The 14,169-nt window shown below is 67.7% G+C and carries 8 protein-coding genes; 5 read left to right on the forward strand and 3 right to left on the reverse strand.

The genetic code is table 11. The annotated features are described in order from the left end of the window. Positions 1–95: 95 nt before the first annotated feature. The gene (locus tag ACI1V7_RS11420; RefSeq protein ID WP_404531881.1) at positions 96–2,798 is read left to right on the forward strand and encodes a TonB-dependent receptor domain-containing protein; all 2,703 of its coding nucleotides are present in this window, start codon (positions 96–98) and stop codon (positions 2,796–2,798) included. Between the two features lie 152 nt (positions 2,799–2,950). Here the strand turns inward: ACI1V7_RS11420 and ACI1V7_RS11425 are convergent, their stop codons facing one another. Next, on the reverse strand, positions 2,951–5,425 hold the full coding sequence (locus ACI1V7_RS11425; RefSeq protein WP_404531882.1) for a TonB-dependent receptor: 2,475 nt from the start codon (positions 5,423–5,425) through the stop codon (positions 2,951–2,953). A gap of 210 nt (positions 5,426–5,635) precedes the next feature. Here ACI1V7_RS11425 and ACI1V7_RS11430 point away from each other — a divergent pair, with 210 nt between their 5' ends. Genes ACI1V7_RS11430 through ACI1V7_RS11445 form a run of 4 tightly spaced genes read left to right on the forward strand, consistent with a single transcriptional unit; the run spans position 5,636 to position 11,046 of the window. Beyond that, entirely contained in the window at positions 5,636–6,649 is a 1,014-nt protein-coding gene (locus ACI1V7_RS11430; RefSeq protein WP_404531883.1) for a LacI family DNA-binding transcriptional regulator, read from the forward strand. A gap of 31 nt (positions 6,650–6,680) precedes the next feature. Next, the gene (locus ACI1V7_RS11435; RefSeq protein WP_404531884.1) at positions 6,681–9,077 is read left to right on the forward strand and encodes a glycoside hydrolase family 65 protein; all 2,397 of its coding nucleotides are present in this window, start codon (positions 6,681–6,683) and stop codon (positions 9,075–9,077) included. Further along, complete coding sequence (pgmB, locus tag ACI1V7_RS11440; protein ID WP_404531885.1) at positions 9,074–9,727, forward strand: beta-phosphoglucomutase; 654 nt, start codon at positions 9,074–9,076, stop codon at positions 9,725–9,727. The genes ACI1V7_RS11435 and pgmB overlap by 4 nt, the downstream gene beginning before the upstream one ends. A 56-nt stretch (positions 9,728–9,783) precedes the next feature. Next, the gene (locus tag ACI1V7_RS11445; RefSeq protein WP_404531886.1) at positions 9,784–11,046 is read left to right on the forward strand and encodes an MFS transporter; all 1,263 of its coding nucleotides are present in this window, start codon (positions 9,784–9,786) and stop codon (positions 11,044–11,046) included. 21 nt (positions 11,047–11,067) lie between these two features. Here ACI1V7_RS11445 and ACI1V7_RS11450 read toward each other — a convergent pair whose 3' ends face one another. Both ACI1V7_RS11450 and ACI1V7_RS11455 read right to left on the reverse strand, forming a co-directional pair. Next, positions 11,068–13,191 carry an EAL domain-containing protein gene (locus tag ACI1V7_RS11450; RefSeq protein WP_404531887.1) on the reverse strand — a complete coding sequence of 708 codons (2,124 nt, stop codon included), beginning with the start codon at positions 13,189–13,191 and terminating at the stop codon, positions 11,068–11,070. A 154-nt stretch (positions 13,192–13,345) separates the two neighbouring features. Beyond that, the gene (locus ACI1V7_RS11455; RefSeq protein ID WP_404531888.1) at positions 13,346–14,128 is read right to left on the reverse strand and encodes a hypothetical protein; all 783 of its coding nucleotides are present in this window, start codon (positions 14,126–14,128) and stop codon (positions 13,346–13,348) included. Positions 14,129–14,169: the final 41 nt, after the last annotated feature.

Below are 14,169 nucleotides of genomic sequence, written 5' to 3' on the forward strand. Positions count from 1 at the left end.
TGTATTTGCATAAGCTTTTTCGAAATAAATCGTTCCAGCTGAGCCGTGCCGTTTGGTAAAGTCCGCCTCCCCAAAAAGGACTGACCACAACAAGCATGAAGACCAAGCATCTGCTGGCCGCCTTATCCGGCGTGCCGCTCATGGGCCTGCCGTACCTCGCGCAGGCCCAGACCGAACCCGCCCCGGCTACCACCGCCACCACCGCCACCCCGGCCCCCCCCGCATCCGTCGTCGTCACCGGTTCGCGCATCGCGCGCGCCGGCCTCGAAGGGCCGTCGGCCGTCACCGTCCTCAAGGGCGAGGACATCACGCGCCAGGGCTACAAGAACGTGTTCGACGCCCTCAACAACCAGGTGCAGAACAGCGGCTTCACCCAGGGCGCCGACTTCGGCAATACCTTCACGCCGTCGGCCAACACCATCAGCCTGCGCGGCCTGGGCCCCAACCACACGCTGATCCTGCTGAACGGCCGCCGCCTCGCCGACTTCCCCGTCGCCTACGACGGCACCGTCAACTTCACCAACCTGGCGAATATCCCGTCCTCGATCGTCGAGCGCATCGAGATCCTGTCCGGCGGCGCCTCCGCGATCTACGGCTCGGACGCGATCGCGGGCGTGGTGAACATCATCCTCAAGAAGAAATTCGACGGCATCGACGTCAACGTCAAGGCCGGCGGCACCACGCGCGGCGGCGGCGCCGAGCGGCGCCTGCAGGTGACGGGCGGACGCCAGTTCGACCGCCTGTCGACCGTGTTCTCGCTGGAGCTGGACGACCGCAACCCGATCGCCGCCTACCAGCGCGACTTCATGGCCACGCGCCAGGGCACGCCCACCAACGTGCTGTCGCGCCGCGACGCCACCACCAACCGCTACATCGACCAGGACTGCGCCCAGGTGGGCGGCCTGTTCGGCGGCAGCGTGGGCAACTACGCTTCGCGCACGGGCAACTACTGCGCCAGCAACAAGGTCAGCCCGACCTACTGGTCCGTGCAGACCCAGAACCTGAGCAAGAACGCGTTCGGCAGCGCAACCTACGAACTGAACGACGACACGACGCTGTTCGCCGACCTCCTGCTGGGCCGCAACGATACGCAGAACAATACGCGCGGGCCGTCGTGGACGTCGTCCTCGACCAACGGCAGCTATTTCCTGAACCGGAACACGGGCCACTACGAAGCCTGGACCCGCTACATGTCGCCGGAAGAGATGGGCGGCGTGTCGCGCTACAACCGCCACTGGAAGGACGAATCGGTGGCCGCCTCGCTGGGCGCGCGCGGCCGCTTCACCGGCACGAGCTGGAAGTGGGAAGCGGGCTACAGCGCGTCCTGGTACGAGAGCAAGAGCCAGACGCCGCGCGCCCTCGCGAACATCGACAGCTTCTTCCTGGGGCCGAAGCTGGGGCAGGATGCCAGCGGCATCGCGATCTATGCGCCGGACCCGGCGCGCCTGGCGCGTCCGCTGACGGCCGCGGAATTCGACGGCATCACGGGCCAGGCCCGCAGCGACGACGAATCGTGGACGCACACCCTGTCCGCCAGCGCCAACGGCGAAGTGCTGCAGCTGCCGGCGGGCCCGCTGCAGGTGGCCGCCGTCGTCGAGGCGGGCCGCCAGGGCTTTTCGAACCGTCCGGACGCGCGCATCAACCAGGGCTACTTCAACCTCGCCACGACGAGCGACGTCACGGCCGGCACGCGCACGCGCTATGCGGCCGGCGCCGAAGCGAACATCCCCGTGACGAAGATGCTGACGGCGACGCTCGCCGGCCGCTACGACCGCTATGAATTCGCCGAGCGCGACAGCGGCAAGTTCACCTACAACGGCGGCCTGGAACTGCGCCCGACGAAGGACCTGCTGGTGCGCGCCAACTACGCGACCAGCTTCCGCGCGCCGGACATGAACTACATCTACAAGGCGCGCGGCACGGGCTATTACTCGTCCACGACCGACTACTACCGCTGCGGCCTGGCGGGCCAGCCGCTGGCAAGCTGCGACTACCGCAACGTGTCGCCGGGCGCCGACTACGTCCAGTACGGCAGCGCCGACCTGAAGCCGGAGAAGGGCAAGTCCTACGGCGCCGGCATCGTGTGGTCGCCGAGCGCCGCCTTCGATGCGTCGATCGACTACTGGAACATCCGCATCGACGACCTGGTGCGCAACCTGGATGCCGACCAGCTGCTGCGCGACGAAGCGGCCTGCCGCCTGGGCACCCAGGACATCGGTTCGCCGACCTGCGTCGACGCGATCGCGCGCATCACCCGCTTCGCGGCGAATTCGCCCGTGCGTCCGGGCGAGATCAAGGAGATCCGCGTCAATCCGATCAATGCGGCCCAGCAGGAAAGCAGCGGCATCGACGTCAGCGCGAAATATGCGCTGAGGACGAGCGCCTACGGCACCTTCACGCTGCGCGGCAATTATTCGAAGACGCTGACGCGCCGCTCGCGCCAGTTCGCCGGCGACGTCGTGAAGGATGACCTGCATGCGCTGGACAGCCAGGATTGGCCGGACAAGCTGGCGGCGAGCCTGAACTGGGACCAGGGCCCGTGGTCGGCGACGCTGTTCGCCACCCGCTACGGCAAGATCCCGAACCAGGCGCAGACGGATTACATCTCGCCGTCCACGCTGTTCAACACGAGTGTCGTCTACCACGTGACGGACCGCCTGACCGTATCGGCCATCGTCAACAACGTCTTCAACCGCATCAAGTACGACAGCACGGGCGGCTGGCCGAACTACGCGGTGGGCAACTACAGCCCGGCGGGGCGGACGGGGTGGGTCGAGTTGAACTACCACTTCCTGTAATCCGGCCGTGATGCAAGGTGGGCACGTGGTGCCCACCCTACGTCGTGCCAGCGTAGGGTGGGCATCACATGCCCACCATGCCTGCAAGCAGACGAAAAAAAGGCAGGACCGAAGTCCCGCCAAGAGGGTACAGCAGATAGAACCTTCCTCGCTCAGAAGCGGTAGTTCAGCGACGCTTCCCACGCCCGTCCGAACAGGGGCCGCGCATTGATCGGCCCCGTGCTCGCGCCCACCAGGCGCGAATTCCCTTCCGTCAGCCCCAGCTCGTTCGTCACGTTCGTTCCCGTCAGGCGCAGTTCCAAGTGGTCCGAGATTTCGGCCAGCACGCCGATGTCGAGCGTGTCGTACTTCGGCAGGTATTGCGTGTTCGCCTGGTCGGCCCAGCGCGCGCCGATATGCGAGTACGTGCCGTAGAACTTCAGTGCATAGTCGCCGATCGGCAGGCGGTAGCTGGGCGAGAAGCGGTACTGGAACTTCGGCTGGCGCTGCACCTGGTTGCCCGCGATGGCCGGATTGTCCTTGTAGGTCGAGTCCTGCCAGTCGCCCGTCAGCTGCAGCTGCAGGCCCGCGAGCGGGCGCACGGCCAGTTCGAATTCCACGCCCTTGCCCTCCGATCCGCTCACCGAATACAGGATGTCGGTGGTCGTGATCTGCTGGAACGAGATGCCCTTGAAGTCGGTCCAGAACGCGTTCACGTAGGCGCTGTAGACGGGCGTCGCCGTCTTGAAGCCCACTTCGTACTGCGTCACCTTCGGGTTCGGGATGCGATTGCGGTCGTTCAGCACGGCCTGGCTGCCGGCGTTGCGCATGTCGTCGAAGTAAATGAAGGTGTGGCCCTGGTTGGCGCGCACGAACACGCTGGAATTCTTCGTCAGCTTGTACAGCCCGCCCACCGTGAAGGAATTGGCGGAATCGTCGCGCGCGTAGCGGGTGAAGGTCCCGTCCGGCATCGAGGTGCCGTTGTTGTAGACGGTCAGCGGATTGTTGTCCGTGTCGCCCGTCATCTGGTTCGAGACGGAACCGGACAGGCTCTGCTTCTCGTGGCGCATGCCCGCGTCGACCTTGATGCGGTCGTTGATGCGCCATTCGTCGGCGATGAAGACGGCCTTGTTGTCGCCGTCGTAGGAAGCGACCGGCGCATAGTTGACGTTGCCGTCGGTGCCGCGGTTCGACACGATCACGCCGTTGTCCAGGCGCGCGTCGATCAGGCGGGCGTTGGGCGTGGCCGTCATCAGGTGGCTGTTGCCCAGGTACCAGGTGTCGCGCGATGTGTAATCGGCATAGTAGGCGCCCACGGTCAGCGTGTTGTCGCGGCCGATGTCGCGGCTCACGCGCAGTTCGTCCGTGAACGAGCGCAGCTTCTTCTCGACGGCCCACAGGCCCGCCTGCACGACCTGCTGGTCGGCAGCGACGGCGCCGCCGCCGTTCGTGTAGGTCAGCGCGCCGCCGCCGGCGCGGCGGCCGGCCGCGGCCAGCGCCGCCGCATTGCCGTTGGCCGACGCGATCGATTGCGCCAGGTAGTCGGCCGCGGTCAGCGGGTTGTTCCCGGTGAACATGGCGATCGTGTTCAGGTCGCCCCGGAAGTAATTCAGCTTGTTGGACACGTCCCAGCCGTTCATCTTCTGCTGGTAGTCGGCACCGAGCAGCGTCGACTTCAGGCCACGGCCGTCGCCCAGGTCGTAGTTCAGCGTCCGCCCCGGCGCCGCTTCCACGGTGAAGTGGCGTAGTTCGTTGCTCATCAGGGTGCCCGTGAGCGGATCGAAGCCGGGGAAGGACGAGATGCTGCGGCCCTCGTTGGCCGAGATCAGCGGCACGCCCGTGTAGAAGGCATTCTTGTCGTCCGTGTGGCGCGCATAGACGGTCAGTTCGCCGCCGTCGAGCTTGCGCGTGATCGATGCCGACAGCTGGCCGCCGTCGTCGGCGGGGAAGCCGGCGTCGCGTACGCCGTCGGTCTTGCGCCAGAAGCCGCCGACCATGCCGTACCACTTGTCGGCCAGCTTGCCGCTGTAGACGCCGTCGATGCGGCGCAGGCTGCCCGTGCCCGTCGTCACGCGGATATTCCCTTCGGGCGTGTCGCCGCCTTTCTTCATGATGAAGTTCATCGTGGCGCCCGGCTGGCCGACGGAATAGATGGTGCTCGGGCCGCCGCGCAGCACCTCGACGCGCTCGATGGTGTCGTCCAGGCGGAAGGCGGAGGACCCTTCGAAGAAGGACAGCACGGGCACCGGATAGATCGGGTTGCCGTTCATCTGCACCGACACGAACGGCGAATCGCTGCCCGACGGGAAGCCGCGCACCTCGATGTTGGCGCCGGACTGGCCGCCCGTCGCCTCCGCGTACACGCCCGGCACGATCTTGAGCACGTCGGCCGTGCTGCTGGGCGCCGCCATCTTGAGCTGTTCCTCGGTGGCGGCCGTGATCGAGAAGCTCGTGTCGATCTTGCGCGTGCCGCTGGCCGACGCCGTGCCGGTCACGACGACCTGCTGGATCTCCTTCTGGACGTCGGCGGCCGGGCTGGCCTGCTGCGGGGTAGGGGACTCCTGGGCCGCCGCGTGCGCATGCAGCGCGAGGATGGCGACGGCGAGGGCGACGGCGTGCAGCCGCGGAAACTGGACTGGCGTTTTCATCGGATTGTCTCTCTTATGGATGAGGATCGGTCGGGGGCGTCTCCTCCCCCGCAGCCTGCCGATCTTGCAACTCGGTCAAGCAAGTCGGGCCATTGAATCACCGAATTGTTATCGATGTCAATCGTATTGTTATCGATGTCATTTTTTGTCGACAGCACAAGGGAATCTGGCATAATGCGATCGGACTGAAGCTTTCATTTGACGGATCACATGGCGCAGCAACGCAAAAAACCGGCGGCAACCGACACCGCATTGACGATGGAAGACCTGGCGAAGATCGCCGGCGTGTCGACCATTACGGTGTCGCGCGCGCTGCGCGACAGCCCCCTGGTGACGGAAAAGACGCGCGAGAAGGTCCGCAAAATCGCGGCCGAGCAGGGCTACCGCTTCAACGTCAGCGCGCGCAACCTGCGCATGGGGCGCTCGTACTCGGTGGCCGTCGTCGTCGAGATGACGCCCGCGAAGGGCCGGCCCATGTCGGACCCGTATCCGCTCGAACTCCTGGGCGGCATCACCCAGGAACTGACGACGGCCGGCTACAGCGTCGTGCTGACCTCGCGGCAGCTGCTCGACACGGCGCCGGTGCAGGGCGCCGACGGCCTGATCCTGCTGGGCCAGGGTTCGCACGGCGAGGCGGTGCGCGCGCTGCAGGGTTCCACCGTGCCGCTGGTCGTGTGGGGCGCCCCGGAGCCTGCCGCCGACTACGTCGTCGTCGGCAGTGACAACCGCAAGGGCGGCGCCAGCGTGGCCGAACGCTTCCTGGAGCAGGGCCGGCGCCGGCTCGTGTTCGTCGGCGACGTCGACCACGCCGAAGTGCAGGAGCGCTGCGCCGGCTTCATCGACGCCCTGTCGGGCCGCGCGCCCGTCCACATCCTGCGCCCCAAGGCCTTTACCTTCGAGGCGGGCTTCGAATGCGTGCGCGCGCTGCTCAAGAAGAAGGCCGGCCATGCCAGCGACGGCCTGTTCGCCGCCAGCGACCAGCTGGCGATGGGGGCGATCCGCGCCCTGACCGAGGCGGGCCTGCGCGTGCCGGAAGACATTTCCGTGATCGGCTACGACGACACGCCGGGCGCCGCCAGCTTCGTGCCGCCGCTGACGAGCGTGCACCAGTACCTGCGCGACGGCGGCGTGCTGCTCGCGCAAAAGATGCTGCAGATGATCGAGGGCCGCGCCGGCGTGCACTCGGAGATGCTGCCCACCAACCTGATCGTGCGCCAGACCTGACCGGCGCCCATCGCACGCGACTACACACCCCATGCCACACACCGCACACAAGGACAACGCCGTGGAGAATGACATCGATACCATGCGGGCGTACACGCCGGCGCCCGTGCCATCCCCCGCGCTCGACCCGGAACCGTGGTGCATCCGCGAGCGCGCCGCCGACCCCGCGCGCGCCTTCCTGCACGAGACCCTGTTCACGCTGGGGAACGGCTACATCGGCATGCGCGGCACGCCGGAGGAAGGGCACGGACCGGGCCGGGCGCCCGGCGGCACGCTGGAAGGCACCTACCTGAACGGCTTCCACGACACCGAGACGATCCACTATCCGGAGAACGCCTACGGCCTCGCCCGCACCAACGAGTTCATGCTCAACGTCCCGAACGCCAAGCGCGTCACGGTGATCGTCGACGGCGAGCCGTTCACGCTGGAGACGGGGACCGTGCTCGCCTACGAGCGCATGCTGGACTTCCGCACCGGCGTGCTGGAGCGCCGCGTCGAGTGGGAATCCGGCACCGGCAAGCGCCTGCGCATCGCCAGCCGGCGCCTGGTCTGCCTGGAGCGCAAGCACGTGGCGGCGCTGGAGGTGGCGGTGACGCCGCTGAATTTCTCGGGCGAGGTCCGCATCCTGTCCGACGTCGACGCGGCCGTGACGAACCTGCAGGCCGGCGACGACCCGCGCGTGGGCTCGGCGATCACGGGCCCGAGCCTGCAGCTGGCCGGATGCGAGGTCGGCGCGAGCGACGTGCTGGTGCTGCAGCGCACCCGCCACAGCGGCTTCCTGCTGGCCACCGCCACCGACTCGGTGCTGGACGGCGCCGAGGCCCGCGTCGAACCCCTCGCGAGCGGCCATGCGTTCGCCTTCGCCGCGCGCGCCGGCATCACGGCCGTGCTGCACAAGTTCATCGCCTACGCCAGCTCGCGCGACGTCGACGAGGCGCGGGTCGCATCCCACGCGCGCGCCGAACTGGCCGCCGCCCGCGCCGCGGGCTTCGACGCGCTGGTGCGCGCGCAGGCGCTCTGGCTGGACGGCTTCTGGCGCGAAGCGGACGTCGTCATCGACGGCGACGACGCGCTGCAGCAGGGCGTGCGCTTCAACCAGTTCCACCTGCTGCAGTCCGTCGGGCGCGACGGCAAGACGAACATCGCGGCCAAGGGCGTGACGGGGGAGGGCTACGAAGGCCACTATTTCTGGGACACGGAAATCTACGTCTTCCCCTTCTTCCTGTTCTCGCGCCCCGAGATCGCCCGCGCGCTGCTGCAGTACCGCTACGACATCCTGCCGCAGGCCCGTGCGCGGGCGCGCCAGATGGCCCATGCGCGCGGCGCCCTGTTCCCGTGGCGCACCATCGCGGGCGAGGAATGCTCGGCCTACTACCCGGCCGGCACCGCCCAGTACCACATCAATGCCGACGTCGCCTATTCCATCCGCCAGTACCTGCTGGCGACGAACGACTTCGACTTCATCGCGCAGTACGGCGCCGAGATCGTGCTGGAGACGGCCAGGATCTGGCTGGGTCTCGGATCGTACGACCGCCAGGGACGCTTCTGCATCAACGAGGTGACGGGACCGGACGAGTACACGGCCCTCGTCAACAACAACTACTACACGAACGCGATGGCGCGCATGCACATGACGTTCGCGGCCGACATGGCGGATCGCCTGCGCGCCGAGCGCCCGGACGACCATGCGCGCGTGGTCGCCCTCATCGGGCTGGAGCAGGCCGAGATCGACGCCATGCGCGCCGCCAGCGCCGCCATGCGCCTGCCCTACGACGAGGCGCTCGGCATCCACGAGCAGGACGACAGCTTCCTGTCCAAGAAGCGCTGGGACTTCGCCGGCACGCCGGCGGACAAGTATCCGCTGCTGCTGCACTACCACCCGCTCGTGATCTACCGCCACCAGGTGTGCAAGCAGGCCGACGTGGTGCTGGCGCTGCTGCTGCTGTCGAACGAGTTCTCGCTGGACGACAAGCGCCGCGACTTCGACTACTACGAGGCGGTGACGACGCACGATTCCTCGCTGTCGTCCTGCATCTTCAGCATCGTCGCCGCCGAGGTGGGCTACCGCGACAAGGCCTACGCCTACTTCATGGAGACGGCGCGCCTGGACCTGGACAATACCCACGCCAACACCGAGTACGGCGTGCACACGGCGGCGATGGCCGGCACCTGGCTCGGCGTCGCCTACGGCTTCGGCGGCATGCGCCTGGACGAAGGCGGCCTGCGCTTTGCCCCCACGCTGCCGGACCGGTGGAACGGCTACCGCTTCAAGGTGCACGTGCGCGGCGCGCTGCTGGAAGTGGCCGTCGACGCCGGCGGCGCCGACTACCGCCTGCTGGCAGGCGACAGGCTGGCGCTGGCGCACCACGGCCGCGCCTTCGAACTCGGCACCGGACACGCAACGATCCGCATGGAGAACCTCGCATGAGCACCCAGCACACCCGCTTCAAGGCAGTCATCTTCGACCTGGACGGCGTCATCACCGACACCGCCCGCTACCACTACCTGGCCTGGAAGCGCCTGGCCGACGGCATCGACACGCCGTTCGACGAAGCTTTCAACGAGGCGCTGAAAGGCATCGACCGCATGGGATCGCTGGAACTGATCCTGGCGCGCGCCCCCCGTACCTTCGACGCGGGCGAGAAGCTGGCGCTGGCCGATGCCAAGAACCGCCACTACCAGGAACTGGTGGCGACGATGACGCCGAAGGACCTGCTGCCCGGCGCGCTTGCGGCGCTGGAACAGGTGCGCGCGGCCGGCTTGCGCATCGGCCTCGCGTCGGTCAGCAAGAATGCGTTCACGGTGCTGGACCGCCTGGGCATCCGCGACCGCTTCGACGACGTGGTCGATGCCGCCACCGTCCGGCGCGGCAAGCCGGACCCGGAGATCTTCCTGACGGCGGCCGGGCACCTCGGCGTAGCGCCGGCCGATTGCCTGGGCGTGGAGGATGCGGCGGCCGGGGTGGCGTCGATCAAGGATGCGGGCATGTTCGCCGTCGGCGTGGGCGACCCGCAGGTGCTGGCGCGGGCCGACCGGATCATCCGCTCGATGGAGGAGTTCGACCTGTTCGCATACTGAAGAGCGCGCCGCCGACGCCCCGTAACGGTCATCATAAAAACATACTGGAGACACCGTTGAACAAGCATCGCATCCTGCTGGCCTTATTCCTCATCTACTTCGTGTTCGCCATCCTGCTCAACAGCGTGGGAACGGTGATCCTGCAGATGATCCACAACTACGGCATCGACAAGGGCGCGGCCAGCGTCCTGGAAGGGTTCAAGGACCTGCCGATCGCCATCGTCTCCTTCCTCGTCGCCGCCAGCCTGCCGCGCTTCGGCTACAAGAAGGCGATGCTGGCGGCGCTGGCCATCGTGGCCTGCGCCACGCTGGCGATGCCGCTGCTGCCCGGCTTTGCCACCGCCAAGCTGCTGTTCCTGTGCGTGGGCGTGGCGTTCGCGCTGGCCAAGGTGTCCGTGTACGCCACCGTGGGACTCGTCTCGCGCGACCCCAGGCACCATGCGGGCATCACCAATACGCTGGAAGGCTTCTTCATGGTCGGCGTGCTGAGCGCCTACTGGATCTTCGGCCTGTTCATCGATTCCGCCGACCCCGGCTCGACCCGCTGGCTGAACGTGTACTGGCTGCTGTCGGCCCTGTGCGCGGCGACCTTCGTGCTGGTGCTGGCCACGCCCATCGACGAAAGCGCGGCCGCGGCGCCGCACAGCCGCGGACCGGCCGCCGACTTCGTCGCCATGCTGCGCCTGTTCCTGCGGCCGCTGGTGTGCGTGTTCGTGCTGACCGCCTTCCTCTATGTGCTGGTCGAGCAGGCGCTGGGCACCTGGCTGCCCACGTTCAACAACGAGATCCTCAAGCTGCCGACCGCGATGAGCGTGCAGGTCACCAGCATCTACGCGGGCTGCCTGGCGCTGGGGCGGCTGTCGGCCGGGATCGTGATGCGCCGCCTGCACTGGTATCCGGTGCTGTGTTCCTGCGTGCTGGCCATGGGCGCCATCGTGCTGCTGGCGCTGCCGCTGGCGCGCGACATCGCCCACGACCCCCATGTCGGCTGGGCCACGGCGCCCATCGCCGCCTTCCTGTTCCCCCTGATCGGGCTGTTCATGGCGCCGATCTACCCGGGCATCAATTCCGTGATGCTCAGCTCCCTGCCGCCCCACCAGCATGCGCCGATGACGGGCCTGCTGGTGATCTTCTCGGCGCTGGGCGGAACGACGGGTTCCCTGATCACGGGCTACGTGTTCGGCCGCTTCAACGGGCATTTCGCGTTCTACCTGACGCTGGTGCCGATCGCGCTGATGCTGGGCAGCCTGTACCTGTTCAAGCGGCAGGTGGACAGGGCGCCGGCCACCGTGACGGAGGCGGCGCCGGAGCTGGCGTAGGGTGGGCACGTGGTGCCCACCCTACGGGTTATCGCAACCCGGCTCGGCCTGTTGCGGCGCCGCGCTCTGCGCCAGCAGCAGGGCCTTGAAATCCTCCGCCGGCATCGGCTTGCCGATCAAGTATCCCTGCAGCACGTCGCACCCGGTCGAGCGGATCGCCGTCTTCTGCGCCTCGGTCTCGATGCCTTCGCAGATCACGGACAGCTTGAGCGACTTGGCAAACGCGATCACGCCGTTGACGATGTCCAGGCAGCGCCGGTCCTGCTCGATCTCGGCCACGAAGGAGCGGTCGATCTTGATCGCCGTGATGGGGAACTGGCGCAGGTAGGTCAGGTTCGAGTAGCCGGTGCCGAAGTCGTCCAGCGCGATGTGGAAACCTTCGTCCTGCAGCGTGCGCAGGACGCTGGCGGCCTTGTCGATGTCCTGCATCAGCATGCTCTCCGTGACTTCGAGCTTGATGCATTCCGGGTCCAGGCCGTAGCGCCCGACCAGGTTCTTCAGCAAGGGCGGCAGGTTCTCGTCCGTGAGCTGGCGCGGTGACACGTTCACGGCCATGCGCAGCCGGTAGCCCAGCACCTCCCATTCGCGCGCCTGGCGGCAGGCTTCCTCGCAGACCCAGGCGCCGACCGCCGAGATGGCGGGCGAGTCTTCCAGCATCGGCAGGAAGGCGTTCGGGCCCAGCACGCCCAGGCGCGGATGGTCCCAGCGCAGCAAGGCTTCGGCGCCGACCACGGCGCCGTTGACGGCGCTGATCTGGGGCTGGTAGTAGAGCACGAACTGGCGCCGGTCGAGCGCGGAAAACACTTCCTGGCGCAGCTGCAGGCGCTGCTTGAGCAGCTGGCGCGCGTCGGGCGAGAACACGGCGAAGGTGTGTCGGCCGTTGTCCTTGGCCTCGTACATGGCGGCGTCGGCATTGTTGAGCAGCTCGTCCGGCGTGTCTTCCTCGCCGGTGCCGATCGCGATGCCGATGCTGGCGCCGATCGTCACCTGGTGCCCGTCGACCTCGATCGGCATCGCCAGGCGCTGCAGCACGGCGGCGGCGAGGGCGCGCGCGGCGTCGTCGCCGGCGCGTTCCAGCACGAACACGAACTCGTCGCCGCTGATGCGCGCCACCCGCACGTCCGGCGCCGCGAACGCGTGCAGGCGCCGTCCGATCTCCTGCAGGGCCTGGTCGCCGAAGCGGTGGCCGTGGGCGTCGTTGACTTCCTTGAAGTGGTCGAGGTCGACGAACAGCACGCCGACCGTCGCGCCATTGCCGGTGGCCCGCTGCATGGCCGCGTCCAGCGCGTGCATGCAGCTGGCGCGGTTGTGCAGTCCCGTCAGGCTGTCGTGGGTGGCCTCGTGCACCAGGCGCGCCTCCGCTTCCTTGCGGCCCGTGACGTCGGCGAAGAAGACGGTCAGGCCGTCCGGCGACGGGTAGGCACGCCCCTCGAGCCAGATGCTTAGCGGCTTGTAGAACGCCTCGCAGCTGGTCGGCACCAGCGCCTTCATCGCGCGCTGGTAGGCGGCGTAGAACGGTCCCCCGACGGCTTCGGGGAACGCTTCCCAGATATTCCGGCCGGCCAGTTCGGCGGCATTGCGGCCTGCCAGCGCGGCGCCCTTGGCATTGATGTACGTGAAGCGCCACTCGCGGTCGAGCGAAAAGCAGCCGTCGGCGATGCTTTCCAGGACGGCGCTGAGGTGTTCGCGCGCATGCCGCATGGCGCGCTGGGCCTCTACCGTTTCCGTCACGTCCTCCAGGAAGGCGACGAAGCGGGTGACGCCGTCGCCGTCCTCGCGCACGGGGAACAGGTGCATGCGGCACCAGAACATGCTGCCGTCCTTGCGGTAGTTGCGCAGCGTCGTGCAGCAGATCTGGGCCGTCTCGATGCAGTGGCGGATATGGGCGATTTCGGGCTGGCCGCGGTCGTCGCGCTGCAGGAAGCGGCAGTTCTGCCCCCGTATCTCGTCGAGGCGGTAGCCCGTCAGCTTCTCGAAGGCCGGGTTGGCGTACAGGATCGGGTTGTCGTTCTCGACGGGGTCCGTGATGATGATGCCGGTGGTGCTCGACTCGATGACCTGCTTGAAGAAGGCGGGCGGCTCGCGCTCGAAATAGTCGGCGTGTTTAACATTTGATGACACGATTTCCTGGGGATGGCTTCGCATGATCGGCACCTGTACACTGGACGATTCCAGTGTAACGCCGCGCATGCCGCGCACGCTTCAAGCCCCGGCGATTATGGGGTTTTTCGCCTTTTGCGGCAGGGGGCCGTGGTGTCGCGGGGGCGTTGCGCCCGCCTTCGCGCCCGGTCCGGGCGCGTCAGGACAGCGCCGCCAGCCGCGCGAGCAGGGCGGCGCGCTCGGCATCGATGCGCGGGCCGTTGGTGCGGCTCGACAGCGTGGCGCGCTCCTTGCGGCCCAGGAAATAGGCGACCCGCTCGGCGTTGGCGCCGGATGGATGCGGGATGCCGTGCAGGATGCGGCGTCCGTCCAGCACCCCGCGCGCGGCCAGCCAGTCCAGCGCCAGGCCGACCTTCGGCCCCAGCGGCACGTAGACGGCAGCGCGCAGCGGCGCCACCTCGCGCGCGAAATAATCGAGCATCTGCTCCTGCAGCAGGGGCGTGGTCAGCATGTTCGGCGCCGCGCCGCTGTAGTTCTTGCCGTTCACGAACACGGGATTGCGCAGCACCCCCGTCACATGCATCAGGTCCGCATGCGCATCGAACAGCGTCGCGCAGCTGGAGATGCCCAGCCAGCGCTGCAGGCCCACGTGGTCGAGCAGGGCGACGAGGTTGGGCCGGATCGCCCCGCTGAAGGCGCCCGTGTACTTGGCCGCGCGCAGCACCTCGTCGCGCGGCGCGCCCGCCATTAACTGGCGCCGCGCCTCGCGCACCGCGTTCTTCCATTGCACGAAGCCGGGCGAAATGCCCACCAGGACCACCCGCGCCGCCGGGTTCACGTAGTCGAACGGGATGTAGTGGGCGCTCACCGCGCCGGCCCTTGCCAGCAGGAAGGGATCGGGGATCGCGTCCGGCGCCGCGACGGCATCCGGGTCAGTGGCCAGCAGCAGGTCGCGGAAGTCGTCGAAGGTGGCGAGTTGCATATTGTCAATAGAGATACGTAAAACGGTATCGACCCAGCGGA

It is taken from the genome of Massilia paldalensis (assembly GCF_044901715.1).
GTDB lineage: Bacteria > Pseudomonadota > Gammaproteobacteria > Burkholderiales > Burkholderiaceae_D > Telluria > Telluria paldalensis.